The 26,724-nt window shown below is 73.6% G+C and carries 25 protein-coding genes; 6 read left to right on the plus strand and 19 right to left on the minus strand.

Going from position 1 to position 26,724, the window contains the following annotated elements; genetic code table 11:
* Positions 1-5: 5 nt before the first annotated feature.
* From ACGFQ9_RS13770 to ACGFQ9_RS13780, 3 genes are read right to left on the minus strand one after another with little or no spacing between them, the layout of a single operon-like run.
* Entirely contained in the window at positions 6-941 is a 936-nt protein-coding gene (locus tag ACGFQ9_RS13770; RefSeq protein WP_393573955.1) for an ATPase, read from the minus strand.
* Positions 941-3,136: a hypothetical protein gene (locus ACGFQ9_RS13775; protein WP_393573956.1), complete on the minus strand. Its 2,196-nt coding sequence runs from the start codon at positions 3,134-3,136 to the stop codon at positions 941-943. The genes ACGFQ9_RS13770 and ACGFQ9_RS13775 overlap by 1 nt, the downstream gene beginning before the upstream one ends.
* Positions 3,133-4,098 (minus strand): alpha/beta hydrolase, encoded by a 966-nt coding sequence (locus ACGFQ9_RS13780; protein WP_393574291.1) that lies wholly within the window; start codon positions 4,096-4,098, stop codon positions 3,133-3,135. Before ACGFQ9_RS13780 ends, ACGFQ9_RS13775 begins: the two co-directional genes overlap by 4 nt.
* Before the next feature lie 430 nt (positions 4,099-4,528).
* Here ACGFQ9_RS13780 and ACGFQ9_RS13785 point away from each other — a divergent pair, with 430 nt between their 5' ends.
* Complete coding sequence (locus ACGFQ9_RS13785; protein WP_393573957.1) at positions 4,529-5,737, plus strand: alpha/beta hydrolase family protein; 1,209 nt, start codon at positions 4,529-4,531, stop codon at positions 5,735-5,737.
* A 101-nt stretch (positions 5,738-5,838) separates the two neighbouring features.
* Here ACGFQ9_RS13785 and ACGFQ9_RS13790 read toward each other — a convergent pair whose 3' ends face one another.
* The 3 genes from ACGFQ9_RS13790 to ACGFQ9_RS13800 all read right to left on the minus strand — a co-directional run bounded on the left by ACGFQ9_RS13790 (position 5,839) and on the right by ACGFQ9_RS13800 (position 8,752).
* Positions 5,839-6,615 carry an endonuclease I family protein gene (locus ACGFQ9_RS13790; RefSeq protein WP_393573958.1) on the minus strand — a complete coding sequence of 259 codons (777 nt, stop codon included), beginning with the start codon at positions 6,613-6,615 and terminating at the stop codon, positions 5,839-5,841.
* Positions 6,616-6,875: 260 nt separating this feature from the next.
* Positions 6,876-8,210 (minus strand): SUKH-4 family immunity protein, encoded by a 1,335-nt coding sequence (locus tag ACGFQ9_RS13795; protein WP_393573959.1) that lies wholly within the window; start codon positions 8,208-8,210, stop codon positions 6,876-6,878.
* Positions 8,211-8,278: 68 nt separating this feature from the next.
* A complete protein-coding gene (locus ACGFQ9_RS13800; RefSeq protein ID WP_393573960.1) occupies positions 8,279-8,752 on the minus strand; it encodes a MarR family winged helix-turn-helix transcriptional regulator in 474 nt (157 codons plus the stop codon).
* A gap of 85 nt (positions 8,753-8,837) precedes the next feature.
* Between ACGFQ9_RS13800 and ACGFQ9_RS13805 the strand changes: the two genes are divergently transcribed.
* A complete protein-coding gene (locus ACGFQ9_RS13805) occupies positions 8,838-9,155 on the plus strand; it encodes an HGxxPAAW family protein (protein WP_393573961.1) in 318 nt (105 codons plus the stop codon).
* Between the two features lie 55 nt (positions 9,156-9,210).
* Here ACGFQ9_RS13805 and ACGFQ9_RS13810 read toward each other — a convergent pair whose 3' ends face one another.
* From ACGFQ9_RS13810 to ACGFQ9_RS13820, 3 genes are read right to left on the minus strand one after another with little or no spacing between them, the layout of a single operon-like run.
* Positions 9,211-9,981, minus strand: coding sequence for a hypothetical protein (locus ACGFQ9_RS13810; RefSeq protein WP_393573962.1), 771 nt, complete (start codon positions 9,979-9,981; stop codon positions 9,211-9,213).
* Positions 9,965-11,194, minus strand: a complete 1,230-nt coding sequence (locus ACGFQ9_RS13815; protein ID WP_393573963.1) for a hypothetical protein — start codon at positions 11,192-11,194, stop codon at positions 9,965-9,967. Before ACGFQ9_RS13815 ends, ACGFQ9_RS13810 begins: the two co-directional genes overlap by 17 nt.
* A gap of 6 nt (positions 11,195-11,200) precedes the next feature.
* A complete protein-coding gene (locus ACGFQ9_RS13820; RefSeq protein ID WP_393573964.1) occupies positions 11,201-11,716 on the minus strand; it encodes a GNAT family N-acetyltransferase in 516 nt (171 codons plus the stop codon).
* A gap of 199 nt (positions 11,717-11,915) precedes the next feature.
* On the opposite strand from ACGFQ9_RS13820, the gene ACGFQ9_RS13825 reads away from it, so the two are divergent.
* On the plus strand, positions 11,916-12,428 hold the full coding sequence (locus ACGFQ9_RS13825; protein WP_393573965.1) for an SgcJ/EcaC family oxidoreductase: 513 nt from the start codon (positions 11,916-11,918) through the stop codon (positions 12,426-12,428).
* On the opposite strand, the gene ACGFQ9_RS13830 is transcribed toward ACGFQ9_RS13825, so the two are convergent.
* Together ACGFQ9_RS13830 and ACGFQ9_RS13835 are read right to left on the minus strand one after the other, a co-directional pair.
* Positions 12,391-13,824: an ATP-binding protein gene (locus ACGFQ9_RS13830; protein ID WP_393573966.1), complete on the minus strand. Its 1,434-nt coding sequence runs from the start codon at positions 13,822-13,824 to the stop codon at positions 12,391-12,393. The genes ACGFQ9_RS13825 and ACGFQ9_RS13830 overlap by 38 nt on opposite strands.
* Positions 13,821-14,504: a response regulator transcription factor gene (locus ACGFQ9_RS13835; RefSeq protein ID WP_393573967.1), complete on the minus strand. Its 684-nt coding sequence runs from the start codon at positions 14,502-14,504 to the stop codon at positions 13,821-13,823. The genes ACGFQ9_RS13830 and ACGFQ9_RS13835 overlap by 4 nt, the downstream gene beginning before the upstream one ends.
* 215 nt (positions 14,505-14,719) lie before the next feature.
* On the opposite strand from ACGFQ9_RS13835, the gene ACGFQ9_RS13840 reads away from it, so the two are divergent.
* Positions 14,720-15,226 carry a SixA phosphatase family protein gene (locus tag ACGFQ9_RS13840; RefSeq protein WP_393573968.1) on the plus strand — a complete coding sequence of 169 codons (507 nt, stop codon included), beginning with the start codon at positions 14,720-14,722 and terminating at the stop codon, positions 15,224-15,226.
* 49 nt (positions 15,227-15,275) lie between these two features.
* On the opposite strand, the gene ACGFQ9_RS13845 is transcribed toward ACGFQ9_RS13840, so the two are convergent.
* The 8 genes from ACGFQ9_RS13845 to ACGFQ9_RS13880 all read right to left on the minus strand — a co-directional run bounded on the left by ACGFQ9_RS13845 (position 15,276) and on the right by ACGFQ9_RS13880 (position 23,591).
* Positions 15,276-15,887, minus strand: a complete 612-nt coding sequence (locus tag ACGFQ9_RS13845; RefSeq protein ID WP_393573969.1) for a TetR/AcrR family transcriptional regulator — start codon at positions 15,885-15,887, stop codon at positions 15,276-15,278.
* Positions 15,884-16,879, minus strand: coding sequence for a 3-hydroxybutyryl-CoA dehydrogenase (locus tag ACGFQ9_RS13850; RefSeq protein WP_393573970.1), 996 nt, complete (start codon positions 16,877-16,879; stop codon positions 15,884-15,886). Before ACGFQ9_RS13850 ends, ACGFQ9_RS13845 begins: the two co-directional genes overlap by 4 nt.
* Entirely contained in the window at positions 16,876-18,066 is a 1,191-nt protein-coding gene (locus ACGFQ9_RS13855) for an acyl-CoA dehydrogenase family protein (RefSeq protein WP_393573971.1), read from the minus strand. The genes ACGFQ9_RS13850 and ACGFQ9_RS13855 overlap by 4 nt, the downstream gene beginning before the upstream one ends.
* A gap of 97 nt (positions 18,067-18,163) precedes the next feature.
* A complete protein-coding gene (locus ACGFQ9_RS13860; protein WP_393573972.1) occupies positions 18,164-19,333 on the minus strand; it encodes an acyl-CoA dehydrogenase family protein in 1,170 nt (389 codons plus the stop codon).
* A gap of 110 nt (positions 19,334-19,443) precedes the next feature.
* Positions 19,444-21,570, minus strand: a complete 2,127-nt coding sequence (locus ACGFQ9_RS13865; RefSeq protein ID WP_393573973.1) for an acetate--CoA ligase family protein — start codon at positions 21,568-21,570, stop codon at positions 19,444-19,446.
* A 1-nt stretch (position 21,571) separates the two neighbouring features.
* Positions 21,572-21,763 (minus strand): ferredoxin, encoded by a 192-nt coding sequence (locus tag ACGFQ9_RS13870; protein WP_393573974.1) that lies wholly within the window; start codon positions 21,761-21,763, stop codon positions 21,572-21,574.
* Positions 21,760-23,121 (minus strand): NADH-ubiquinone oxidoreductase-F iron-sulfur binding region domain-containing protein, encoded by a 1,362-nt coding sequence (locus ACGFQ9_RS13875; RefSeq protein WP_393573975.1) that lies wholly within the window; start codon positions 23,119-23,121, stop codon positions 21,760-21,762. Before ACGFQ9_RS13875 ends, ACGFQ9_RS13870 begins: the two co-directional genes overlap by 4 nt.
* Positions 23,118-23,591, minus strand: coding sequence for a hypothetical protein (locus ACGFQ9_RS13880; RefSeq protein ID WP_393573976.1), 474 nt, complete (start codon positions 23,589-23,591; stop codon positions 23,118-23,120). The genes ACGFQ9_RS13875 and ACGFQ9_RS13880 overlap by 4 nt, the downstream gene beginning before the upstream one ends.
* Positions 23,592-24,336: 745 nt before the next feature.
* On the opposite strand from ACGFQ9_RS13880, the gene ACGFQ9_RS13885 reads away from it, so the two are divergent.
* Positions 24,337-25,503: an aromatic ring-hydroxylating dioxygenase subunit alpha gene (locus ACGFQ9_RS13885; protein ID WP_393573977.1), complete on the plus strand. Its 1,167-nt coding sequence runs from the start codon at positions 24,337-24,339 to the stop codon at positions 25,501-25,503.
* Positions 25,504-25,592: 89 nt separating this feature from the next.
* Positions 25,593-26,723, plus strand: coding sequence for a spermidine/putrescine ABC transporter substrate-binding protein (locus ACGFQ9_RS13890; RefSeq protein WP_393573978.1), 1,131 nt, complete (start codon positions 25,593-25,595; stop codon positions 26,721-26,723).
* The last annotated feature ends 1 nt before the right edge of the window (position 26,724 follow it).

The raw sequence follows: 26,724 nt of genomic DNA on the forward strand, positions 1-26,724 counted from the left end.
ACGCCTCAGGCACGGGACAGCTCGCGCAGCACCAGCTCCTCGATCTCCCGACGGCGGTCCTCGTCCGGAGCGCTCTCCGTGCTCATCAGGTGCACGGCGTTGAGCAGTTGGTCGACGGCCAGGTTCTCGCCCTCCGCCAGCCGGGCGACGAAGGAGGCGATCAGCCGCTGGGACGCCACCGCCTCAGCCGCGTCCGAGCTGAGGTGGGCGGCGACGACCCGGGTCAGCGACTCGACCGTGGGACGCGGCACGGTGAACCGCACGCAGCGCCGCAGGAACGCGGCCGGGAAGTCGCGTTCCCCGTTGCTGGTCATGACGATGAACGGGAACTCGGTGCACTGCACCCGGCCCCGCTCGATGCCGTGCTTGCCGTCGCCGTCCCACTCGCGGACCGGCACCACGTCCTGCGCGTACCGGGCGAGCTCCGGGATCTCGAACTCCCCGCGCTCCAGTACGTCCAGCAGGTCGCTCGGCAGGTCGAGGTCGCTCTTGTCGATCTCGTCCACCAGCAGCGCCCTCGGGTGCGGCGAGGGCAGCAGTGCGGTGCCCAGCGGGCCCATGCGCAGGAAGGGCGCGATGTCGTCGCTGCCGTCGGGTCCTTCCAGCCGCTGGGCGTGGATCCGGCCGAGCGCGTCGTACCGGTAGAGGGCCTCGCCCAGGGTGCTGCGCGAGGTGACGTGCCAGCGCAGCACCGGCCCCAGTGCGAGCTCGACGGCGACCTGCTCGATCACGGTCGACTTGCCCGAACCGGCGGGGCCGGTCAGCAGCAGCGGGCGGCGCAGCAGCAGGGCCGCGTTCACCGCCTCCACCAGGCCGGGCGGAGGGACGAACTCCCGGTGCAGGGGCCGGCGCGGGAACTCCCGCCAGGGCGGTGCCGGGTCGAGCCGGCGGGCCTGCTCGGGAGCTCGGCCGTGCCCGGCGTAGAAGGGCTGCCAGGTCATCAGGGTGTCTCCCCATCGGTCGGGTACCCGGCCGGGTAGTCAGTCGCGTGGTCGGCGGCGTGGTCGGTGGCGTAGTCGGTCGTGTACTTCTGGAACCAGCGGCAGAAGTCGAGGTAGTCCAGGTCGTCCCAGACGGCTCGGAGCCGGTGCAGGTCCTCCCGGCCCGGCCGGCCGGAGCCCTCACCGGCCGGATCGGAGGGGCCGCCGGGTGCGGCCGGGCCCGGCGGGCTGGACCGCCGGTTCTCCCGGTAGGCCGCGCAGAACTTCCCGGGCAGCTGGTGCCAGCTCTCGTCGACGTAGCGGCGGGCGTCCTCGGAGACCCGGTCGGCGCCGTCCGGCCACAGCACGATCGGTGACGCGGCCAGCAGGGTCACCATGATGTCGCCGAGTCTGGCCGGGCGGTGACCGAGGGCCACCGCCTTGCCCTCCGGGCGGCCGCTCAGCCGGGCGCGCAGCTCCCCGTCGGGGCGGGTGTCGCTCTCCTCCAGCCAGTGGACGCGCTCCCCGCACCGCGCGGCCTCCAGTACCCGAAGGTTCTCCCGGGCCTCGTCGTTGATCCACCACAGGTGCTCGGGCGGCTGCATCCGGTCGCTCCAGCGCAGCACCACGTCGTGCCGGTCGCCGAGCCGCCGGCCGTAGTCCGTCTCCTCGGGCCGCCACTGCACCAGCAGCGGGGCCGGGGCGGCGATCTCGACCCGTTTCAGCGGCAGGCCGACGGTCTCGGCGAGCCCGGAGGCCCAGCGCAGGGCAGCTCCGATCTGCCGCTCCACCCCGGTGCGGTCCGGGCGGCAGGGGAACTCCCGGTGCCCGTGGTGGGTCTCGCCGTCGAGCAGCCAGGCCGTCAGGGACTCGGGCCATTCGTCGCCGACGGCGGCGTGCAACGAGACGACGAGCCGGAGCCGCATGTCCCGGCTGCGTTCCGCCCACCGCTCGAACGCGTCGTTGAGGTCGATGTCCGCGCCGATGTCGGCGGCCCACTGCCGCAGGGCGGGGTGTGCGGAGGGAACGCCCGTCGCCATCGCCAGGGAGGCGACGAAACGCACCAACGGGACCACCGGACTCCGGTTGACCAGCGGCGCGCTCAGCCGGAGGTATTCCACCGCGTCGCGCAGCAGGTCGTTCCCCGCGGCCGTGGGCAGCCCCGCGGCCTGCGGGACGGCGGTGAACAGGGACCGGTTGAGCACCTTCGAGGTCAGCTCGCTGCCCGGCCACGCGGCCAGCAGCGCACGGGTGCGCGCGCAGTGCCGCAGGGCTTCGAGGACCGCCCGCGCTCGCGCGCCCTCCCGGGCACCGAGCGCGGACGCCGCCCGTTCCAGGTCGTCGAGCCCCTCCGGGCCGTCGATCGCGCGTACGCCGGCGATCCCGTGCGGGGCGTGGTGCGGCCGTACGCCGTCGGGGCCGGGGGCGGCGAGCCCAGCGGGCAGCACACGGGCGAGGGCCGCACGGGCCAGGGGGCCCAGCATCCGGCCGGCCGAGCGCACCGCATGCCGCCGGTTGTACGCCAGCCACAGCCCGGCCTCCTCGAACTGGGCGCCGTCCCAGTCCATCCGGTGGAGGTCCTGGCCGAGGGCGCCGCCGTCCAGGCGGACGGCGTCGATGACGGCCTCGGGTGACAGGTGTTCGGCGGCCCCGTCCACGCCGTCCCGGAGGATCCTGGTGACGGTCCGGCTGAACCGCAGCTCGAACGCCTCCTCGGCGACCCCGGCACCCATCAGCAGGGACAGCCGGGTGTTGCCCTGCCGGATGCCCCCGGCGACCGCCTTGACCTCGGGCACGGCGCCCGCCGCGTGGCAGGTGTCCACGACCGTGATGATCCCCGACAGCCCCGGGGTGTCGGCGATCTGCCTCAGCAGCGCGGCCACGTCCACGGTGGTGGTCGGTTCGGCGCCCTTCGAATCACCGGCCATGAAGTACAGGCCGCCACCCGAAGCGATGCCGTGCCCGAGCAGCCCGAGTACCAGTACCGCTCCGGCCCGGCCGGCCGCCCGCGCCGCCGCACGGATCGCCTGTTCGATCTCGCTCTGGCAGATCTCCCCGTACAGCAGGGTGTGCGTGGCCACCGGCCTGGCGCAGGCGCCCAGGTCCGGCTCGGTCAGCACGGCATGGAACTCCCGTGCCGCTGACTCCAGTTCGTCGAGTATGCCCAGATCGGGGCACTGTGCCGCGATCACCAGGGCGTGACGGCCGCCGCTCACAGTCCCGCGAGGGTGTCCAGGGCCTCGACGACGGGGCCCGCGACGGCGGGGTGGGCGAGGTACAGGGCCGCGGGGTGCACCCAGAGACCGTCCGAGTCGACGCGCTCGCTCCTCGGCAGCACCCGGGCCGTGTTGGGGCGGGTGCAGTCCTCCAGGACCGGACGCGCGGCGATCACGTCGTCGCGGTCCCAGAAGTTCAGCCAGCGGCCGGCGCATTCGGGAGTGGCGAGCGGCTGGGGCCGGGTCCGGGGCAGGACGGCCGTCCGGATGCCGAGGGGAGAGCCGATCGTGACGAACAGCGGTACCTCGCCTTTGTGTTCGTGGAGGGTCTCCAGGGCGACGACGGTGCCGAGGGAGTGCGCGACGACCACGGTCGGCCCGTCCTGGTCGAGGCAGGACGCCACCCGCTCCCGGATGCGCCGGTCCAGCGTCGCCCCCGAACCGTCCGGCTCCCCCCGGTTCAGGTAACGGGCGACCTGCCCGAGCGTCGTCGGAGTGAGCCGGGAGCTCGCCAGCTCGCCGAGCCGCCGCAGGCCGGGCGCCGACGCCAGAGTGGTCAGCGCGTTGAGCACCCGGCGCCCCGCTTCCCCGGCCCCCTGGCCCTGCCCGGCCGGTGCGAGCCTGGCCCGCGCGTGGCGCAGCACCCGTTCCTCGCCGGGGTCGAGACCGGGCTCGGCGAGCCGCTCGTCCAGGACCTCCAGCAGCAGCTCGGCCACGACGGCGGCGTCCTCAGCCGTGCCGCCGGCCGCTTCGGGGGCGCCCCCGCCCTGGGCGCCGGAGCGGTGGAAGAGGTCGCCGTAGTAGGCGAACCGGGTTTCCACGCCCCAACCCCGGGTCAGCGCGGACACCTTGCGGGCGTGGCCGGCCCGCCGGGCCCCCTCGGCGAGGGCCCGAAGCCACTCCTCCTGCTCGGTATCGGCGTCCCGCGGGCCGCCGATACCGTGGACGAACACCAGACGCATCGTCACACCCCCACCCCCCTGGCTCGGTTCACCACCCTAGAGGACGCGTCCGGTCGCGCCGCCCCGTACCGGGCCCGCAGTTCCGTCAGGGCTGGACCGCGTGGTCTCCCGAGCACTCCTTCTGCTGACGCGCCCCGTCCCGCGGCGGGCGAGGACCCGAACGGCCATGGCGGACGGCTGACCGAGACCGGTGCCCACGTCCTCCGGGGCCCCGGCGCCCTGCCCCGGGCCCGGCACCCGGCCCGGCCCCGGGCCCGGCTCCGGTCGTCCCGATGTCCCGCCCCGGGCGGTCCGTGTACGGGCGCGGCAGCCAATCCGGCGTGTACGACCCGGGGTTGACCCCCGCGCCCCGTACGCCCCCCGTACGGGGGAGCCGGTCGAGCCCGCGGTCGGACGCGGGGACGTGCGGCAGCTGGCTAGCGTCGGGTCCATGCGTACTCCGACGTCTCGCAGGGCGGCCGCGGCCGCCGTACTCGCCCTCGCCCTCGCGCTCCCGGTCGCCGCCGGTACGGCCTCCGCCGCGCCGGCCCCTTCCGTCCCGTCCGCGGCCAGTCCGGCCGATGCCGGCCGGCTTCTGACGACCGCGCCCGAACTTCCGCGGCCCACTGGCCCCTTACCGGTCGGCAGTACCGTGCTCCACCTCGTCGACCGGTCCCGTTCCGACCCGTGGGTGCCGACCGCCGAGGGGCGGGAGCTGATGGTCACCCTGCACTACCCGGCGGCCCGCTCCGGCACCGGCCGGCCGGCGCCCTACGCGACCACCGAGGAGGCCGCCCGGCTGATCGAGGGGGCGGAACTGGGCGATGGCGTGTCGCCGGCGGAGCTCAGCGCCATGCGTACGCACAGCAGGAGCGACGCCCGGCCCGCGCCGGGCCGCCGGCCGCTCGTGGTGCTCTCGCCCGGCTTCAGCCTCTCCCGCTACACCCTCACCGCGCTGGCCGAGGACCTCGCGAGCCGCGGCTACGTGGTGGCGTCCGTGGACCACGCGTACGAGTCCTTCGGCATCGCCACGCCCGACGGCCGCGTCCTGGGCTGCGTGGCCTGCACGGAGGTGTTCGAGGGCCGGGCGAAGGGCGACAAGGTCACGGCCGCCCGGGCGAAGGACGTGTCGTTCGTGCTCGACCGGCTGACCGGCCGTCACCCCGTGTGGAAGCACGCCGGGATCATCGACCGGAAGCGGATCGGGATGGCGGGCCATTCCATCGGAGGCGCCGCGGCGGCAGCGGCGATGGTCGGGGACGCGCGCATCAGGGCGGGGGCGAACATGGACGGCGCCTTCCACGACCGGCTCCCCGCCGGGGGCCTGGGCGGCCGGCCGTTCCTGATGCTGGGCACCGACGACGGGGTGCACCGGCCGGGAGGCGAGGACACCAGCTGGGACCCCACCTGGCGCGCGCTCGGCAGTGGTGAGAAGCGGTGGCTGACCGTGTCCGGGACGGACCACGGCTCCTTCACCGACGCGCCCGTCATCTTCGGGCACTTCGGCCTGCCCCGTCCGCCGATCCCGGTGGACCGCGCGACCGGGATCCCCCGTGTCTACCTCGCCGCGTTCTTCGACCGGCACCTGCGCGGTACGGAACAGCCGCTGCTGGACGGGCCGTCACCGGCGAACCCGGAGGTCGTGTTCCACACCCCCTGACCGGAGTGGCACGGCACGGCACCGCATCGCTCGGTCCGGCCCGGGACGGGGGTCCGGGCCGGACCGGGGACAGGCCGGTCCGGCCGCGGACGGGTCGGGGCCTACCAGATGGCCTCGACCCACTCGGGGTGGTCGATGAACGGGTTCCGGTTGTGCTGGTAGGTGTCGAAGATGATCTGGTTGCGGCGCTGTTCGAACGCGTCCGGCGGGTCCATCTCGTTCCACTGCTTCAGCACGCTGATGCGGCCGTGCCACGGGACGGAGCCGTTGCCGGAGGAGTCGTTCACCTCCAGGTCGGCGAAGCCGTCGCCGCCGTCGTAACGGACGGCCATGTAGAGGATCATGCGCGCGACGTCGCCCTTGACGGCGTTGCGCGGCTCGAAGGAGTTGGAGTCGGTGTAGCTGCCGGCGGCCTCGCTGACCGGGCTGCCGCCAAGGTCGAAGTCCTTGTTGCCGCGGGTGCTGTTGACCGTGACGTCCTCGGGGCGGATGTGGTGCAGATCGGTGCCCGGGCCGGTGGACGTACCGAAGTCGCCGTGGCTCTGGGCCCACACGTGCTCGCGGTTCCAGTCGTTGACGCCGCCGCCGTTCGTCGACTTGGACTGCGAGCGGCCGGAGTAGACGAGGATCACGTTCGAGGAGTTGTTCGGGTCCTGGTCGGTGACCTTCAGCGCCTCCCAGACGGCGCTGTAGGAGATCTTGGACTGGTTCTTGATGATGCCGTGCAGCGCGGACTTGAGGTCGGCGCCCGTCTTGCCCTGGGCCGCGGCGTAGTAGTCGGCTGCGGCGGCCGGGGTCGCGGGGGACTGGAGCAGGAGGAGGGCGGCCGCGGCTGCGCCGAGGGCGGCCCATCTCGAACGTCGGGCGAAGATCTTCACGTGGGGGAAACCTTTCGGCACGCGCAACCCCGCCGTCGGGTACGGCAGGTGTCGGTCACGGGGGGAGGGTCACATCGCGGCATGCCATTCAGGTGACGGCCGGAAGGCATGCACATGACGAAGATGCACGGTGAACGTACACGTGACCGCCCGTCCCCGGAACCCGGGGCGCGAGCCGGGCCGGCAGGGGTGGGGCCATGGCGGACGGCGGCACGTACGGAACCGACCGGCCGAACGCCACGGCGCGTACTGTCGGCGAACTAGAATCCGTCGACGCCGAGTTCGGTGATGCCGGCGAAGACGTGCTCCCAGACCTCGCCGGAGGAGTCGTCGTCGAGGGCGTCCGGATCGAGGGCGCGCATGGAGCGGAGGAAGCCGGATCCGCCGCCTTCGGCGGCGTGGCCGTCCCAGCAGGAGCCCATGTGGCGGCGTACGCCCTCCAGGAAGCGGACGAACACCTCGGTGTCCCCGCACAGCGGGAACGGTTCCTCGCCGCCCGAGCCGAAGGTGGCGTCGGGCTGGCGGAGCAGGACCGCCCCGGTCGCCCCGTCGACGAGGACCTCGCCCTCGTCGCAGTAGCCGAAGTCGAAACCGCCCAGGCGCAGCAGTCCGTCGGCGGAGTCCGGCCGGGGGCCGTCGGATTCCGCCCGGAACGCGACCGAGCCGGCCGCCCAGAACCCGGGCAGTCCCGCTCCGGACAGCAGGTTCCGGGTGGCGGGATGCCGCAGTGCCTCCGGGAGCCCGGCGGCGGGTACGCGCACCACGTTGCCGACGCCGAACACCTCGTCCAGCCGCCGGGCCGTCAGCGGGCCGGCACCGTCCCCGCCGTCCGCGAACCAGGGTGCGGGGGCGGGTGCCTCGCCCGGTTCCTCGGGCTCCTCCGGCTCCTCGGGCTCCTCCGCCTCCTCGGCTTCCTGCGCCTCCCCCTGGGCAGGGTGCCGGTTCTCCTCCACGAGGAACAGGCCGCGGGCGACCACCAGCAGGTAGCGGCCGGGCGCCACCTGGAGTGGCTCCTCCCATTCCTCCGGCGTGAACGGCGCCGGGCCGTCCTCGGGGTCGAACAGCCAGGGCCCGTCCGGGGACAGGTCCTCGTCCACCTCGGTGACGCCTTCCGGCGCGGTCGTGGACCGCGCCCCGGTGCCCAGGTCGATCCAGGTTTCCGGGCACCACATCGCGGAGACCCGGACGAACCGGCGGCCGTCACCCGCCCGTTCGAAGACGTCGGCGTTCGCGCCCCCGCTCAGGTTCGGGTGGGCCTCGTACGCGCCGACCGGCCGGTACCACGCCCAGACGGTCCGCCAGGGCAGCCGCGGCGCCTCGGCGGCGATCCGGTCGGCGTACCCGGTGTGGCCGAGCGCCGTCGCCGCGAAGTGCAGCCAGGACGCGTACGCGGAGCGCGGGACGGCTTCCGTGCCGAGCAGCGCCTCGGCCTGGGACACGACCTCGCGGCCCGGGCCGCCCGCCCCGGGGGCGGGCGGGCAGGAGGCGAGCAGTCCGCGCAGCCGTGCGCGGCCGGTGCGCAGCACGGCTGCGGGGTCGTCGAGGGCCGCGGCGGGATCGGCGTGGGGCCCGGAGTGGGCATGATCATCGCTCATGTGGCGCCATGCTGCCAGGCGGTTCGCGGCCTTCGCCGACCGCCCCTGCGGCCCCGCCGTACGCGGGCTCAGCTCTCGCAGGACTCTTCCAGGTAGCCGGCCGCCAGGGCGCCGGCCCGGCTGAACCAGTCGGAGAGGACGGCCACTTCGTCCGGCGTGTACTCCGCGAACAGCTGCGCCAGCCGCGCGTAGTACGGCTCGTAGACGGCCCGGACCCGCTCCTCGGCAGCCGGCACCGCCACCACGCGCACCCGCCGCCGGTCGGCCGGATCCGGCTGCCGGGTCACGAAGCCGCCGCGCTCCAGGCGGTTGAGGATTCCGGTGACCGCGCCGGTCGTGACGTGCGCGCGTGCCGCCAGGTCGCCGGCGCTGACCGGGGCGTCCCCGGCCTCCAGGACGTACGCGAAGCAGATCAGGTCGGTCACGCTGAGCCCCAGGTTCCGGGCGAACTCCTGCTGGCCGATCATGCTCGTCGCGATCAGGTGGTCCATCGCGGAGATCGCTTCCGCGGGCGAGGATGCGGGGCGGATCGTGCCCTCCATTGAAATTCCCTTAGCACCTAAGATAAATTGCTCACTTGCTAAGACATCATAGGCAGGTGCCGTCGGGAACAGGGGGAGGCCGCGCATGAGCGGACAGTACGACGAGGGTCACACCGTCGCGGGATGGGCCGGAACCGCGGTGGGCAGCGTGGGGGCCCTGGTGGCCGGCGTGGGCGTCTGTGTCTGGAGCCCGGGGATATGGCTGGGCCTGGGCGTGATGGCGGCGGCGGTGCTGCTCACCTGGGGGCTGCACCTCGCCGGCTGGGGGAAGCCGCCCGGCCCGCGGTCCGCAGTCCACTGGGACATGAGGTCCCGGGACCACGGCGCGCGCTCCGGCCACCCGGGCTGCACGGCCTGCCGCCTCGCCGGCCGGGGCCTCGCCGCCCGGGGCCGGGCCGGCTGAGGACTCGCAGCCCGGACCGCTCTGCTGGCTGCTCGCTCGGCGTACGGCCCGAACGTCAGGCGGGTGGCAGCAGATCGCCCTCGCTGATGGTGTACGTCAGCGGCGGGTAGGTGAAGTCCGTTTCGTCGTTCTCGCGGCGCCTCAGCCGGTAGAACTCCTGCCTCTGCTCGTCGTCGGCCGGCATCAGGCGATCGCCGTGCGGGAGGTACGCATGTCCGTCGCGGAACCGGACGAAGGTCTTCGAGGTTCGAAAGGTCACGCCCAGCCATTGGTTCTCCGCCGTCCCGGCGGGCGCGTCCAGGACGATCCTGTGCCTGAGCCGCCGGTTCGAGTCAACGGAGAACGCGACGACACCGTTGTGGGCGAGAGGGATCTCGAACCCCTCGCCACCGGACCCCTTCGGTTCGAAGACCAGTGCCCTCGGCGGGCCCGCTTCGGGACGCCGGTAACAGGAGAAGACGGCGATGAACGACTCGTCGGCCAGATCGAGGGCCTGGTCGGAATGGCTTCCCATCTTCCTGTAGGCGTTCGTGTAGCTCTCGATGAGGGCATTGTTGAAGCCGGCCGGAAGTCCGGCGCGTTCCTGGATCCGCCGCGCCAGCCGTTCGTGCACCGCCCGGAAGCGCTGCGCCGGGCCGCCGTACCGGGCGGTGGTGCGCACGAGAGGCACATCACCCGCCTCGTCGATCCTGGTGAGCACGGCGCTTCGCCGGCCCTTTCCCACGTCTTCCCAGTGAGCCGACGCGGACAGCTCCGCGAAGAGGTTCTCCCCGGCCGGCAGAGCGCACGAGAGGATCTCGGACGAGACCTCAGATCCGGGGGGCAATGTAGTCTCCCGTGTTCATGCTGAAGAGGAATTCATCGCCGTAGTCGATGAAGGAGGAGGTCCTGTTCTCCTCGGCGTACAGCCTGCGCAGCTCGTCCATGCCGGTCGGTGCGGGTTCCTGCAGCTTCACCAGGCCTCCGGCCGTCCGGATGAACGTGTGGCCGTTCTTGTGGACGGCTTCGGTGCTCGAACAGCGCACCACGTACCCCAGGCGGGTCGGGAGCAGTCCGGCGTTCAGCGCCGAGGGCCGGATCTCGTGCGTGTACAGGCGGTTGGTGGACAGCGGCATGAAGAACACGGAACCGGGGTGGAGGGTCAGGGTGAACTGCGGGGGGAGCGTGACCCCGTCGCGTGCTGCGGCCGGCTCTTTGAGGCGGAAGCGGAGTCTGGTCAGTCCGCTGACACCCTTCACGCCGTGGTCGAAGGCGTCTTCGGCCAGGGGCTGGAGTCGGTCGAGCCCGTCGTAGAAGGTGCAGAAGGCCATGATGCCGTTGACGGGCATGTCCTTGGTCTTGTCGGCATGGGCCGAGATCCTGGCCTTGGACTGCTTGCGCTCGGCGGTGGCGAGGGTGTTGTGGTAGATCTGGGCGAGGACGTGATTCAACGGTGCGTGGTTCCGGAAGACGGCGGCGGCTTCCCGGTTGAGATCCTCGACGATACGCGTGTCGGTCGCGCGAAAGGTCTCGGTCGGGCCCGAGAGGTTCGTGGAGCACCGGAGCAGGCGGAAGCGAAGTTCGTCACCGTTCCGCGTGACGGGCGTCAGATAGATTCCGCTGCGGTGGGCCGTTCCGGGCTTGGTGGACTCCGTCAGGGACTGGAACGCGTGCTCGGCACGGATCCGTCCGAAGTGATCGGCGTCGAGGCCGAAGAAGCGGCGGTAGTACACGCCGACGCCGTGTACGCGGACGGGCACCCGGCCGAGGCCGACCGGAGTCCAGGGTCCGCCGACATCCCCGCGGTAGCCGTGTGACAGTTCCCGTACGACGAACACCCGGTCAGCGGCGCGCAGTTGGCGGCTGCTGATCCCCGATGTGTCGCCACACAGGTAGACGGTCTTCCGCGCGAGGTCGAACGAACCGGAATCAAGTTCCTCCGGGGTGATCACAGACCCGAAGAAGTCCCTGACCAGGGTGTTGTCTTGCAGCGTCGAAGACGCAACCAAGACGTTGTTCGCATCCTCGATGAGGGCTTCCGGCAGCTCTGCTGTGTACATCGGACGTCACCTGTCGGTCGCAGTCAGTCGGCAGGCCAACACGCGGGTGGTGCTGCCGTCCTCCTCTTTGATGTCCCGGACGTGCTCGAATCCGATTCTGCGCAGCAGAGTCATCGAGGCCTCGTTCGGCGCGGCCACGGTGGCATACACCGTGGTCAATCCGAGGGTGTCGAAGCCATGGGTGACGATCGACTCTGCCAGCTCGGTCCCCAGGCCGGATCCCCATGCCGCCGGCGCCAGAGCGTAGATGATCTCGTGGCCTCCGACGGCATCGGTGTGCTTGATCTCGGCATGCCCGACCAGGAGTCCGTTGCGGCGGACGGCCCAGACGTCGAACAGGTTCTGGGCGTAGACCTTCGTGAAGATCCGTCCGAACAGGGCCCGATCCGCTGCCTCGGAAGCAAGGCCATCACCCATCCACTGCGCCACCCTGGCGTCCTGGAACAGGGCGACGAAGTCCTCTTCGTCCTCGGGAACGTACGGCTCCAGGAGCAGCCGCTCGGTGCGCAGAGTCGGGGTCACGGTTGGCGAAGCTACCCGGGCACCATCCGAGTCGGCAAACCACTTTCGCCTGCGCGGATCGCCGGCTCCGACCGGTGTTGGCGGAGCCTTGGCCGCCTCTTTTCCCTGCCTTGTACGGGGGCTTACCCACCCCCCACAAGAGTGAGTGCATACGAACGCCCGTTCGTTCGACAGTAGTTCACTCGGACAGGGAGCCCCGATGAAGCGTACGTTCCGAACCCGCGCCACGATCGCCGCCGTCGCGGTGACCGCCGCCGGCGCCCTCACCGCCGGCATCGGCGTGGCCCAGGCGGGGGAGAAGGACGGCGGCCGCCACGACCGGACGACGAAGCGGGAGATAGCCGCGCTGTTCGACCAGTGGAACGCGGCCCTGCAGACCGGCGACGCGCGGAAGGTCGCCGACCGGTACGCCCGCGACGCCGTGCTCCTGCCCACCGCCTCGCCGCAGATCCGCACCAACCGCGCGGAGATCACCGACTACTTCGAGCACTTCCTGCAGAAGAAGCCGAAGGGCGAGAAGATCCGCTCCGTGATCAACGTCCTGGACGGCAACTCGGCGCTCGACGCCGGCGTCTACCGCTTCCACCTCACCGACCCCAAGACCGGTGTGACCAAGCCGCTCGACGCCCGCTACACCTTCGAGTACGAGAAGCGGCACGGCAAGTGGCTGATCGTCAACCACCACTCCTCGGTGCTCCCGGCCGAGGGCTGATCCACCGCGGCCCCTCCGCCGCCGCCCGCAGGGCGATCCGTACGCACAGTCCGCCGCCCGGCGCGTCCCGCAGGGTCACGCTGCCCCCGTCGTCCGTCACCAGCTGCTTGACGATGGCCAGGCCGAGACCCGAGCCCGACCGGCCGGTGAGCCCCTGGCCCCGCCAGAACCGGTCGAAGGCGCGGGACTGCTCGGCGGCGGACATGCCGGGCCCCTGGTCGAGCACCTCCAGGACCGCCTCCCCCGCACCGCCCTGCTCCAGCCGGACCGTGATGGTGCCGCCGTCCGGCGACACCTCCAGGGCGTTGGACAGCACGTTGTCCAGCACCTGGTCGAGGTTGCCGGGCCCGGCCAGTACCCGTACCCGGTCGTCCGCCTCGCCGACGAGCACGAGGGTCACCCGGCGCTCGTCGGCGGCCGGCCGCCACACCGCCAGCCGTTCCGCCACCAGCTCCCGCAGGCCCAGCGGTTCGGGCACCGACACCTTCGCCTCGGCGCGCGCCAGCACCAGCAGACCGCTGACCAGCCGGCTCATCCGCACCACCTCGGCGGTGGCATGCTCCACGTCCTCCCGCACGAACTCGTCGTCCACCCCGTCCGCGATGTTGTCCAGCGACAGCCGCAGCGCGGTCAGCGGGGTCCGCAACTGGTGCGAGGCATCCGCGACGAAGATCCGCTGCGCGGCGACCAGGGTGTCCAGCCGTTCCGCGCCCTGGTTGAGCGTCCGGGCCAGGGTCTGCGTCTCCTTCGGCCCGGTGACCGGGGACCGGGCGGTCAGGTCGCCGTCACCGAACCGGCTGGCCATCGCGTTGAGTTCGCGCAGCGGCTTGGTCAGCAGCCGGGCCACCACGGCACCCAGCCCGGCGGCGACCGCCAGCACCCCGACTGCGAGGACCGCCCGGAAGCCCCAGATCCGCCACAGCCGGTCGCTCAGGGCCGCCGTCTCGTAGCGGATCCGCACCGCGCCGGCGATCCGGTCCGTACGCACCGTCCGGTCCCGCGCGTACGCGGGCACGGTCACCGTCAACTGCGGCCCCCACACCCAGCGCGAGCCCCAGTCGACGGTGGTCCGGCCCTGCCGCAGCGCCCCTTCGAACGCCGGATCGCGCGGGTGCGCCGGCAGCGGCAGCGGCGGCAGCGCGCTCCCGTCGGCCGCCACCGCCTCCACCGTCCCCGGGGTCTCGTCGGCGTACGTCTGCGCCATCCGGGCCAGTGCCTGGCGGGCCGGGGCGTCGCCGTTCCCGAGCAGCAGCGCCATCGTCGTCGCCTCGCGCCGTACGGACTCCTCGGTGTCCCCGCGCAGCTGGGAGGTCAGGGTGAACGCCACCGGCACCGTGAACGCGGCCAGCGCCACGCCCACCAGGAGCACGTAGCTGACGATCAGCCGTCTGATCACGCGGAATCCGCCGGCGCCGGGTCGAGGACCAGCCGGAACCCGACCCCGCGCACCGTCTCGATGGCCACCGCCCCGGCGAACTTCCGGCGCAGCGCGGCCACGTGCACGTCCAGCGTCTTGGTCGGCCCGAACCAGTTGGCGTCCCAGACCGCTTCCATGATCTGCTCCCGGGACATGAGCGCCCCCGGCTCCTCGGTGAGGAAGGCCAGCAGGTCGTACTCCTTGGGTGTCAGCGCCACCTCCGCGCCGTCCAGGCGTACCCGGGCCGCCTTGCGGTCGATGGTCAGCCGGGCCCCGTACGCCTGCGGTCCCTGCGGCTCAACCGCCGGCCGCGCCCGGCGCAGCACGGCACGGATCCGGGCGATCACCTCGCGCACGCCGAACGGCTTGGAGACGTAGTCGTCCGCGCCGATCTCCAGTCCCACGACCCGGTCGGTCTCGTCACTGCGCGCACTGATCACGATGATCGGCACGTCCCCCCGCCGCCGCAGCGCGCGGCAGACGTCCAGCCCGTCGGTGTCGGGCAGCCCGAGGTCCAGCAGCACCAGGTCGTACGGGGTGCCGACGCCGAGCGCCGCCGTCCCCGTGGTCACCCACTCCACCTCGAACCCGTACCGCAGCAGGCCGCGCCGCAGCGACTCGGCGACCGGCTCGTCGTCTTCCACCAGCAATACACGCACGGCAAAACCCTAGTTGGAACCTCCAAAGCGGAGTCCGGCGGGCGGCCCCTCCGCCCGGCCGGCCCGGTGCCCCGACCCGCCCGGTACCGGGGGGCGGACAACGGGTGCCGGGCAGCGGACGACGGGGGGCCGGGCGGCGGACGACGGGGTGCCGGGCAGCGGACGACGGGTGTCGGCTGCCGGACGCGCGGGCGCGGTTCCGCTACGCTCGCCGCATGCCGGACCTGGTGATCCTGCGGCACGCCAAGAGCGCCTGGCCGCCGGGCGTGCCCGACCGCGACCGACCGCTCGGCCCGCGCGGCCTGCGGGACGCCCCCGCCGCCGGGCGCCTGCTCGCGCGGTCCGTACCGCGACCGGACCTCGTGCTGTGCTCCCCGGCCCGGCGCACCCACCAGACCTGGGAGCTGGCCGCGGCCGCATTCGCCACCCCTCCGGCCCTCCGCCTCGAACCGCGCCTCTACGCGGCCGCGGCCGAGGAGATCCTCGACCTCGTACGGGAGACCCCGGACGAGGTCGGGACCCTGCTCGTCGTCGGGCACAACCCGGGCCTGCAGGACCTGGTCCTGCTGCTCGCCGGCGGGGACGCCGGTGATGACGCCCTGGACCGCCTGGAGGAGAAGTTCCCCACCTCGGCGGTCGCCGTACTCGGCTGCTCCGGAACCTGGGCCGGCCTCGCCCCGGGCGGCGCGCGGCTGGCGGCCTTCGAGGTACCGCGCGGCTGAGGGCCGGGAGCGCGGAGGCCCCGGCCCCGGCCCCGCACCCGGCCCCGGTTCAGATCTCCGGGAACTCCGGCGGGATCCCGAGCGCCGGGGCGATGGTCCGCCAGATCACCGACCGGGCCGTGGCCAGGTCGACCCGCGGATCGTCCAGCATCACCCGGATGCCGAGCCCGTCGCACAGGGCCAGCACCAGGGTGCCGAGCGCGGCGACGTCGCACGGCCGGAACTCCCCGGAGGCGATGCCCCGTTCCACCGCTCCGGCGACCCATGCGTGCAACTGCTCGTACAGGTCGACGGCGAGGTGCCGGGCCGCCGGATCGCGCTGGGCGCGCACCCACAGCTCCTGCCAGAGCTTCCAGTCCTGCCGGAGCTCCTCGTCCGTCGGCAGCATGCTGCGCAGGATGCGGGCCAGGACGACGGCGGCCGGCACGGAGCCGGTGTCGTCCTCGGTGTCCAGGCCGGTCTGCGCGAAGGAGTGCGTCATCGCCTCGGCGAAGAGCTTCTCCCGGGTGTCGAAGTGGTAGTGCAGCAGGGCCTTCGACACGCCGGCGTGCTCGGCGACCTTGCGCATGCTGATGTTCTCGAAGCCGATGTCGGCGATCACTTCGCACGCGGCCGTGAGGATTCGCTCACGCGTCTCGAGTGCGCGCTCGGCCTTGGTCACGTCGGCTGCTCCCCGTGTCGGCGCCCGTCGGCGGCCGGTTGGATGGCCGGGTGGGTGGACGACGGTGCGGTGGCCCGGTCCGCCGCACCCGTACCCCCATCCTTGCCCATGACGTCCCCCGCACCCCCGTAGCTGTGGAAACCGCGGCCCGTCTTGCGCCCGAGCAGGCCCGCCTCCACCATCCGGGACAGCAGGGGCGGCGGGGCGTGGAGCGGCTCCCCGTGCTCCGCGTACATCGACCGAGCGATGGACCGTACGGTGTCCAGGCCGATGAGGTCGGCCAGCGCGAGCGGCCCCATCGGGTGCGCGCAGCCCAGGGTCATGGCCCGGTCGATGTCCTCGGCGGACGCCGCCCCCGACTCGGCCATCCGCACCGCGGCCAGCAGGTACGGCACCAGCAGGGCGTTCACGACGAACCCCGCCCGGTCCCGGGCGCGCACCACCTGCTTGCCCAGGACCGCCGAGGCGAAGTCCTCCGCCCGGCGTACCGTCTCCTCGCCGGTGAGCAGCGACGGAACGAGCTCCACCAGGGGGAGCACCGGCACCGGGTTGAAGAAGTGCAGGCCGATCACCTGCGCCGGCCGCGAGGTGGCGGCCGCCAGCCGGACCACGGGCAGGGACGAGGTGTTCGTCGCCAGCACGGCGTCCGGGCGCTGCACCGTCGCGTCGAGCCGGGCGAAGACGTCCAGCTTCGCCCGCTCGTCCTCGGCCACCGCCTCCACCACCAGGTCCCGGTCCGCCAGGCGCTCCATATCGGTGGTCACCGTGATCCTGGCGGCGGCGTCCTCCGCCCCGGCGGCGGTCAGCCGGCCGGCCGCCGCGGCCCGGGCCAGCGAACGGGTGATCCGCCGCCGGCCGGAGTCCGCGGCCGCCCGGCCGGTCTCCACCACCACGACCTCCCGTCCGGCGCGGGCGCAGACCTCGGCGATACCGGACCCCATCAGTCCGCAGCCCACGACCCCGATCCGGTCCGTCCCGGACCCGTCGGTCACCGGAGCCCCGTGCCCTCGTCGCTGCCCGGCATCCGCAGGACGCCCGTGCCCCGCTTGACGAGCTCACCCGCGATGATCAGGCGCTGGATCTCGGAGGTGCCCTCCCAGATGCGGTCGACGCGCAGCTCTCGGTAGAGGCGTTCGACCGGGTAGGAGCGGTCGTAGCCGCGGCCACCGAAGATCTGCAGGCAGCGGTCGACGACCCGGCCCGAGGCCTCGCTCGCCGCCAGCTTGGCGATGGCCGCCTTCGCGTGGAGCGTCTTGCGGTCGACCCCTCCCTCGTCGACCTCCCAGGCCACCTGGTGGGTGTAGGCGCGGTTCACGGCGATGTCGACGGCGCAGTCCGCGAGCATGCCCTGCACCAGCTGGAAGTCGGCGATGCGGGACCCGAACTGGCGCCGCTCCACCGCCCAGTCCCGGGCCGATTCCAGGGCCCGCTCGGCGGCGCCGATCGTGCGCGCGGCGATCATCAGCCGTTCCTCGGTGAACCAGGAGCGGGTGATGTCGTAGCCGTTGCCCACCTCCCCGAGCACGGCGTCGCCGGGGACGTGCACGTCGGTGAAGGTGAACTCGGGGTGTTCGTAGACGAACGTGTGCATCCAGCGCGGCACCCGGGTCATCTCCACCCCGGGCGTGTCCTTGTCGACGAGGAACAGGGTCGGTGCCCGCTCCTCCCCGGCCGCCGCGAGCACGATCATGAAGTCGGCGTGGTCGCCGACCGTGACGAACCACTTCTCGCCGTTCAGCACCCAGCCGTCGCCGTTCCGGGTGGCCGTGGTGCGGATGCTCTGCGGGTCGGAGCCGGCCTCGGGCTCGCTCACCGCGTAGCAGTCGCGCCGGCGGCCGCGGATCACCGGCACGAGGTACCGCTCGCGCTGCTCGGGGGTGCAGTGCGACAGGGCGTTGGCCGGCCGCCACACCATGTCCCAGAGCGCGCCGGTGAGCCGGCCGAGCTCCGCCTGGACGATGACCTGCTCCAGGATCGTGAGGCCTGCGCCGCCCCACTCCGCGGGCATGTTGACGGCCTGCAGACCGCTCTCGAGGACGGCGTCGCGGATCTCGGTGTGGGCCTGCGGGGGCAGGCCGTTGTTCTCCTCGCAGTCGGACTCGTACTTCATGACGAACCCGGTGAGTTCGCGGGCCCTGTTCTGGAGCTCCTGCTGGCGGGCGGTGAGACGGAAGTCCATGGGTGTTCCGGGTCCTTTCGGTGGCTCGCGCAGATGTGCGGCTGTGGTCGGCGGGGAAGGCGGGACGGCGGGGGCGGGTGGGGCCCTTCGCCCGGATTCAGCTCGGCAGGGCCAGCACCCGGGTGCCCCGCTTGACGAGCTCGTTGGCGATGATCAGGCGCTGGATCTCGGAGGTTCCCTCCCAGATGCGGTCGACGCGCAACTCGCGGTACATCCGCTCGACCGGGTAGGAGCGGTCGTAGCCGCGGCCGCCGAAGATCTGCACGCACCGGTCGATCACCCGCCCGGCGGCCTCGCTCGCCGCCAGCTTCGCGGTCGACGCCTTGGCGTGCAGGGTCTTGGGGTCGGTGTCCGGCCGGCCGGCCTCCCAGGCGACCTGGTGGGTGTAGGCGCGGTTGACGGCGATGTCGGCGGCACAGTCGGCGAGCATGCCCTGGACGAGCTGGAACTCGGCGATGGGGGAGCCGAACTGGCGCCGCCCGACCGCCCAGTCCCGGGCCAGTTCCAGCGCGCGTTCGGCCGCGCCCACGGTCCGGGCGGCGATCATCAGCCGCTCGTCGGTGAACCACTCCTTGGTCAGCTCGTAGCCGTTGCCGACCCCGCCGAGCACGTCCTCGTCGCCGACGAAGACGTCGGTGAAGGTGAACTCGGGGTGCCCGTTCACCGCGGAGTGCATGAAGCGCGGCACCCGGGTCATCTCCACGCCCGGTGCCTGCTTGTCCACGAAGAACAGGGTGGGTGCCCGCTCCGGGCCGGCATCGGCCTGCACCAGCAGGAAGTCGGCGATGTCACCGCAGGTCACGAACCACTTCTCGCCGTTGAGCAGCCACCCGCCGTCGGTCCGGGTCGCGGTGCTGGTGCCCGACGCGGGGTCGGAGCCGGCACCGGGCTCGGTCACCGCGAACGCGTCGAACCGCTCGCCCCGGATCACCGGCAGCAGGTACTTCTCCCGCTGTGCCTCGGTGCCGTGGGCGAGGACGTTCGCGGGCCGCCAGGGGATGTCCCAGAGGCAGTTGGTGACCTTGCCGAACTCCTCCTCGACGATGACCTGGTCCAACAGGGACAGGCCGGCCCCGCCCCATTCGGCGGGCATGTTGATGGCGTAGACGCCGGCGTCCACGGCGGCCCGGGCGAGTTCCCGGACCGTGTCGGCGGGCAGCGGGCCGCCCGCCTCCTCGGACTGGTCCTCGTAGCGCATCAGCAGCCGTGCGTAGGCGGCGGCACGGGCCTTGAGGGCGGTCTGTTCGGGTGTGTAGCGGAAGTCCATGGTGCTCTCGGTCTCCTTGCTGGGGGAGAGGGCTGGGGGAGAGGGGCAGGGCGGAGGGGACAGGGCGGAGGGGGACAGGGCAGAGGGGGACAGGGCAGAGGGGGTGGGGCTCAGCCCAGGACGGCCCGGGCGTCCAGGGCCAGTGCGCCGTCCGGTCGCACCAGCAGCGGGTTGACCTCCAGCTCGGAGATCTCCGGGTGGGCGGCGGCGACTTCGGTGATCCGCTCGATCACGTCGGCCGCGGCGGCCACGTCCACCGCCGGCCGGCCGCGTACCCCGTCCAGCAGCGCGCCGGCGCGCAGACCGCGCAGCAGGTCCGCCGCCCGCCCGGCCGGTACGGGCGCCAGGGCGAACGCCACGTCGCGCAGGGTCTCGGTGAGCACCCCGCCCAGCCCGACCATGGCCACCGGCCCGAACCGCGGGTCCCGGTCGACGCCGACGATCAGCTCGACCCCGTCCGAGAGATCGGCCATCGCCTCCACCGAGTAGGCGGCGGCACCGAGCCGGACGCGCATCTCCCGGTACGCGGCGAGCAGCGCGGCCCGGTCGGGCAGCCGCAGGGCCACCCCGCCCGCGTCGGACTTGTGCAGCAGGTGCAGCGCCTTGAGCACGTACGGGCCCTCGAACTCCGCGGCCGCAGCCAGCAGTCCGGCCTCGTCGGTGACCTCGCGGGCCGCCGGAAACGGCACCCCGGCCGCGGCCAGCAGCGCCCGTACGCCGTGGTACCCCGGGTCGCCCAGCGGCACGGCCGGGGCGGGCAGCGGCGCGATCCCGGGCGCGGGCGCCGCCGCCCGCCCGGTCATCGCGGCCAGTGCGCGGGCGGCGTCCTCGGTGGCGGCGAACACCGGCACCCCGGCCCCGGCGAGCACCCGGCAGCTCGGCGACCGCGGGTACATCGACTGGACCACCAGCGGCTTCGGCGTGACGGCGAGGTGCGCGACGATCTCCTTGGCCGCCCGGGTCTCGCCCTCCGCGAGCACGGAGCCGCCGGCCGGGCCGCTGCCCAGGCCGCCTCCGGCGGCGGCGTACCCGCCGAAGTAGCCGGTCATCAGCACGGCGTCGACGTCCTCGGCAGCGAGCAGTTCCGCGACCGTGGCGGCGTACGAGAGCGGGTTCTGCTCGCCCATCCCCGCCAGGTCGACCGGATTGCCGACCGCGGACTGCTCCCACAGCACGGTCCGCAGCCGGTCCTGCACCGCTCCGCCGAGCTCCGGTACGCCGAGCCCGGCGTCCTCGGCGGCGTCCGCGGCGACGGCGCCGTGGCCGCCGCCGTCGGTGAAGACCGCCGTCCGGCGGCCGCCCGCGGGCTGCCGCTCGTGCGCGGCGCGCCGGCCGCCGGCCGCGGCACTCAGACCGGCCAGGACCACGGTCATCTCCCGGGGCGTGCGCACGAGTTCGACCCCGGCGTCGCGGCAGGCGGCGGCCACCACATCGGCCGAGGTGGTGAGCGCCCCGGTGTGCGACCGGGCGCTCCGGGCGGAGGCGGTGCCCCGGCCGGCCGTGAGGAGCACCACCGGCTTGCCCGCCGCGGCGGCGGCCGCGGCGAAGGCCCGGCCGTCACCGAAGTCCTCCGCGTACACGGCGATCACCGAGGTGGCCTCGTGGCGGGCGCAGTCCTCGACCAGGTCGACGAGGGTGACGTCGGCCTGGTTGCCGAGCGAGACGAAACGGGAGAAGCCCAGGCCGTGCGGAGCGCCGCGGAGCTGGAGTTCGAGGGCGAGGTTGCCGCTCTGGCTGAGCAGGGCGACCCCGCCGGGAGCGAACCGGTCCGAGGCGAGGTACAGCTCCGTGGTGTTGTCGGCGATGCCCAGGCAGTTGGGTCCGACGAGGACGGCTCCGGCGGCCCGGACGCGCTCGGCGACCGCCCGTTGCCGGGCCAGTCCCGCCGGCCCGGCCTCGGCGAAGCCCGCGGTGATGCCGACGATCGCCCTCGCCCCGCAGGCCAGGGCGTCGTCGACGGCGGCCTCGAAGCCTGCTCCGGGCACGGAGATCACCACGAGGTCGACGGGTTCGCCGATCGCGGCGAGCGAGGTCGCGGCGGTCCGGCCCAGGACGGTGCCGCCGCGCCGGTTCACCAGGTGCACGGGCCGTCTGTCGGGGGCGCGCAGCGCCTGGGAGGCCACCGCGTGGCCGTACTTGGCGGGGTCGTCGCTGGCCCCGACCACGGCGACGGAGGCGGGATCGAACAGGGCGGTGAGGTCGCGGGGGGCCTCGGGGGCGTGCCGGTCACGTCCCATGTCAGCGCTCCACGCGGAGGGCGGAGTTGGGGCAGCTGTCGGCGCAGGCGCGCGCCGTGTCCTCGGCCCCGGACGGGACGGCCACGGTGAGCACCTTCGCGTACCCCCATTCGTCGAGTTCGACGAGCTCGGGCGCGTGCTCCTGGCACAGCCCGTAGCCCTGGCAGCGGGTGGAATCGAGCAGGAGTTTCACGGCTTCGTTCCTTTCGGCGGTGCGATCCGGTCCGCGCGGGCGGCTGATGAGTCCCGCGGGCCGGCGGGTTTCGTCGTCGGGGCGTCGGCCACCGGCGGGACCGGCACGGTGAGCCGGTGTCCGGCGGCAGTGGCCGAACAGGCCGGGCAGGGGGCGTCGAGATGGCCGCGGACGGCGCCGGGGAAGGCGCGCAGCAGGCTGCCGGCGATGCCGGCGGCGGCGTCGAGCAGACCGCAGGCGCCCCGCCCGGGCAGGGCCAGGGACCACCGTTCCAGGTTCCCGGCGGTGCCGGGCCCCGCGGTGCCCGCGGCGAGGGCCCGTACGGCGTCGCGGACCGCCGCCGTACCCGAGACGCAGACGCCGCACTGGCGTGCGCTCTCGGCGGCGAGGTGGTCCACGGCCTCGGCGGCCGCGGTCACCGGGCACGCGTCGGCGGCCAGGAAGCGGACGGCGCCGCAGCCGAGGGCGGTGCCGGCGGCGGCGAGGGCGTCGGGATCCAGGGGGAGGCCGAGGTCACCCGCGCCGACGAGACCGCCGAACAGGCCGCCCATCAGCGCACCGGCCGCGTCCGGGGTGCCGTGGGCCGCTGCGAGGGTGCGCAGCGGGACGCCGTACGGGACCTCGGTGAGGACCGGTGCGGCCGCACCGCCGGACAGGGTGACCAGCGTGGTGCGGGCGATGCGGTCCGCCAGGTCGGGCCGGGCCGCGGTGAGGGCGACCCGGGCGAGGGTCTCGACGTTGGAGACCAGGGTCGGCGCACCGCCGACGCCCCGTTCGTAGGGGCGGGGCGGCTTGGCGGTGGGCAGCGCCGGACCGCCGTCGATCCGGCGGACGGCCGCGGTCTCCTCACCGGCGACATATGTGCGGGGGGTCTCGACGACCTCGACGGGCAGGCCCGGTTCGTGTTCGGCGAGCGCCCGGCGGATCCGGGCACCGGCCACCGGGTCGGAGAGGTAGACGTAGCCGCGGACGGCGCCGGTGACCGCGGCGGCGCGGGCCAGGCCGTCGAGGACCAGGTGGGGACGGGCCCGCAAGAGCCAGCGGTCCTTGACCGAACCGGGCTCGCCCTCCTCGCCGTTCGCCACCACGACCGGGCCGCCGGCAGGCCTGCCCCGCCCGCCGGGCCCGCCGCGTTCGCCCAGCTCCCGTACGGAGCGCAGCTTGACGGCCACGGGGAAGCCGGCCCCGCCGCGGCCGCGCAGACCGGAGGCGGCGAGGTGGTGCAGCAGTTCGTCGGGGGCCGTGGTGGCGGCGTAACCCCCGGCGGCGCGGTAGGCCTCGGCGCATTCCGTCACGCCCGGTGCCGCGCCGAGTACGGGGCCCGGCGGCAGTGCCGTCGGGTAGCGGATCACGGTCACGGTCGGTCTCCTGTCGGGAGGTGGGCGCGCAGGATCCGTACGGCCTCTTCGAGGGCGGCGCGGTCCGCGGCGGTGCGGCCGTATCCCGCTCCGGGGAGGCCGATGAGCATGCGGTGGTGGTCGAGGACGACCTCGCCGGCGAGGAGGGCGGCGGCGGGGTCGCCGGGCCGTGATCCGGCGGCCACGGCGGTCACCAGGTCGGTGACCTCGGCGAGGTAGCGGAGCCAGCTGTGCCGGCTGCCGCGAAGGATCAGGCGTTCCACGCGGCGCCGCTCGGCGTCCGCCAGGTCGGCGGGGGGCGGGGGAGGGGGTGGGGGCGGGACCGGGCGGTGCCCCGGGTCCCCGGGGCGACCGGGATACGGGCCCGGCGGGCGTGCCGGAGCCGCGCGCAGGGCGGCGACCGCCGCCGGCAGTTCCCGTTCCGGTTCGGGCGTGAGCCCGAGCCAGTCCAGACTCCGACGACCGCTCATGCGTGCCTCCGGGGAGGGGGTTGGTGACGCCGACCGGGTGGACCGGCGAGGGGAGACAGGGGGAGGAAGAGAACCGGGAACGGGGACGGGGACGGGGACGGCGACGGCGGCGAGGACGGCGAGGACGGCGAGGACGGAGAGGACGGCGGCGGGCGGGGAGCGCGGCCTCGGCGGTTTGCCCGCTGCCGCGTGGTCGGGCGTTCCCGCGCGACCGGCGCCCCCTTCGGGGACGCATCGCGCACGGACCGGCAGGCACCGAGGTGCGGAAGAGGCCTTGCTGCGGGCGGTGCGGCCGGGCTGTGCCCGTGTCCCGTCGGGACTCGCGCGGACCGGCACGGACCGGCACGGGCCGGGGGTGCGGGCGACGCGGTGCCGGGTGGACCACCGAAGCGCCGCGCGATGCGGATCGGACCGGAGGAGCGGAGCGGATGCGTACGGCCGGACGGCGGAGGCCGGACGCCGGCTGCTTCGGACCGGCGGGTCGACCAGGAGGAACAGGGGGGTCGAACGCCGGCGCAGCGACGGAGAACTCGCTTACTGACCGATCGGTCAGCCTGAATCCAAGCTAGCTGACCGATCGGTCAGTGTACAAGTCTTGACCCGGCGGAAATCAGCCAGCAATCTGGCTGTCCAATCGGTCAGCGTAGTTCCGGTTGCCCGCCGGACCCTGCCTGTCCGCCGCCGGGACGACTCGACATCGAACGCCGACACCGATCGCCGCACCCGCGGCACGGAGGAGTCACCGATGCACTCCAGAGCACCTGCCACACCCTTCGACCAGCCGGGTCGGGAGGCCCCCGAGCCGGCCCCCGCGCTCGCGGCCCGCTACTACACCGATCCGGACACCGCCGCCGCGGAGACCTCCGCCGTCTTCGCCACGTCCTGGCAGCTCGTCTGCCACGAGTCCGACCTGCCGAACCCGGGAGCCCGGCTCGCCGCGACGGTGGCCGGCCGTGAGGTCCTCGTCGTCCGCACCGAGGACGGCGGACTGGCCGCCCACCTCAACGTCTGCCGCCACCGGGGAACCCGCCTGGTCACCACCCCCGAACCGGCCGGCAAAGCGATCCGCTGCCCCTACCACGGCTGGACCTACCGCCTCGACGGGAGCCTCGTCGGCGCCCCGGAGGCACGCCAGATCCCCTGCCTGGACAAGCCGGGCCTCGGGCTGTTCCCGGCCCGCGCCGAGTCCTTCCTCGGCTTCGTCTTCGTCAACCTCGACCTCGACGCCGTACCGCTGGCCGAGAGCTGCGCCGGGCTCGCCGAGGCGGTCGGCCACTACGCCGACGCCGACCTGGTGCCGGTCGGGCGCGACCGGATCCACGACCTGTCCCGCGCCGAGGTCCAGGAGGCCAACTGGAAGGTGGCGGTGGACAATTACCTGGAGGGCTACCACGTCCCGGTGGCCCATCCCGGGCTGATGCGGCTGCTCGACTACCAGGGCTACAGCTGCGAGATCGAGGACTCCTACGTCCTGTTCACCTCGCCGCTGCGCGACAAGCCCTCCTCGAACCGGGCCGAGCGTCTCTACCAGCGCGTCGCCGCCCCCATGCCCGGCCTCGGCGAGGCCGACCGCCGCGTCTGGCGGTACGCGGTGATCTACCCGAACACCCTCATCGACTTCTACCCCGACCACGTGCTCGCCTGGACCGCGATCCCGCGGGCGGTGGACCGGGTGGCCGTGCCCGGCGCCTTCTACACCCGCCGCGGCACCGGCCTGCGCACCCGGCTCGCCCGCCGCCTGAACATGCACATCGGCTGGATCACCAACGACGAGGACGCCGAGCTCGTCGCCCGCGTGCAGAAGGGGCTCTCCACCCCCGGGTTCGAACCCGGGCCCCTGTCCCGGCGCGAGTCGGCGGTCGGCTGGTTCGCCGACCGCATCCGGGCCGACCTCGGCGCCGCGCAGAAGTGAGCCGCCGGCGGCGACACGGTCCCCACGCCGCCGCCCCCGGCCCCGCCGTCCCCCCTCCCCCCCTGCCAGGCCCCTACGGAGAGGACCCCATGTCCCCCGAGGCACTTCCCCTGTCCCGCCGTTCCCTCCTCCGCGCCGGCGGCGCCGCGGCCCTCGGCCTCGCCACGGCCGGCTGCGGATTCGCGTCCTCCGGCGACCCGGCCGCCCGGGCGACCGCGGAGGCCCCGATCGACGTCAAGGTCGACGGCGACCTCGTCTACTTCAACTGGGCCGACTTCGTCGACCCGGCCGTCTTCACCGGCTTCGAGAAGGAGTACGGCGTCAAGGTCGTCCAGTCCAACTACGACTCCATGGAGGGCATGGCCGCCAAAATCAACGCCGGCAACCGCTACGACATCATCTTCCCCACCGCCAAATGGGCCCAGCGCCTGGCCTCGGGCGGCAGGCTCCGCCGCATCGACCACTCCCGGCTGCGCAACGCCGAGGCCGTCTTCGGCGGTTACGGCTACTTCGCCGACCCCTGGTACGACCCCCGCTCCGCCCACACCGTCCCGTTCACCATGTACAAGACCGGCATCGGCTGGCGCCGCGACCGGCTCGGCGACCTCACCGGCTCCTGGGACGACCTGTGGAACGCGAAGGCCAAGGGCAAGGTCTTCCTCCTCGACGACCGCGACGAGGTGCTCGGCATGGGGGCGCTCAAGCTCGGCCTCGACCTCACCACCGGCGACCCGGACCGGCTCGCCCGCGTCACCGACACCCTGCGCACGCTCCGCCCCCACCTGCGCGGTTTCTCCAGCGACAGCTACAACAACCTGCTCAACGGCAACGCCGACATGACCCAGGCGTGGAGCGGCGACATGGCCGCCATGCTCGCCCAGGCGGAGGACCCGTCCGTCTACGGCTTCGAAGTCGCCCGAGAGGGCGCCCCGGTCAACTCCGACTGCTACGCCATCCCGGCGGACGCACGGCACCCCGGCACCGCGATGCTCTTCATCGACTACATGCTCCGCCCGGAGAACGTGAAGCGGAACATCGAGTACATCGGCTATCCCATGCCGGTCCGCGGCACCGAGGACACCTACACCGCGCTCGTCGAGCCGTTCCCCCAGTGCCAGGTCACCGAGGCCGACCTCAAGGCCGACCTCTTCTTCCGCAACGTCACCGCACAGGGCGAACGGGCCCGCGACGCCGCCTGGACCGAAGTGAAGGCCGGCTGAC

Source organism: Streptomyces sp. NPDC048603 (assembly GCF_043199475.1).
Lineage (GTDB): Bacteria > Actinomycetota > Actinomycetes > Streptomycetales > Streptomycetaceae > Streptomyces.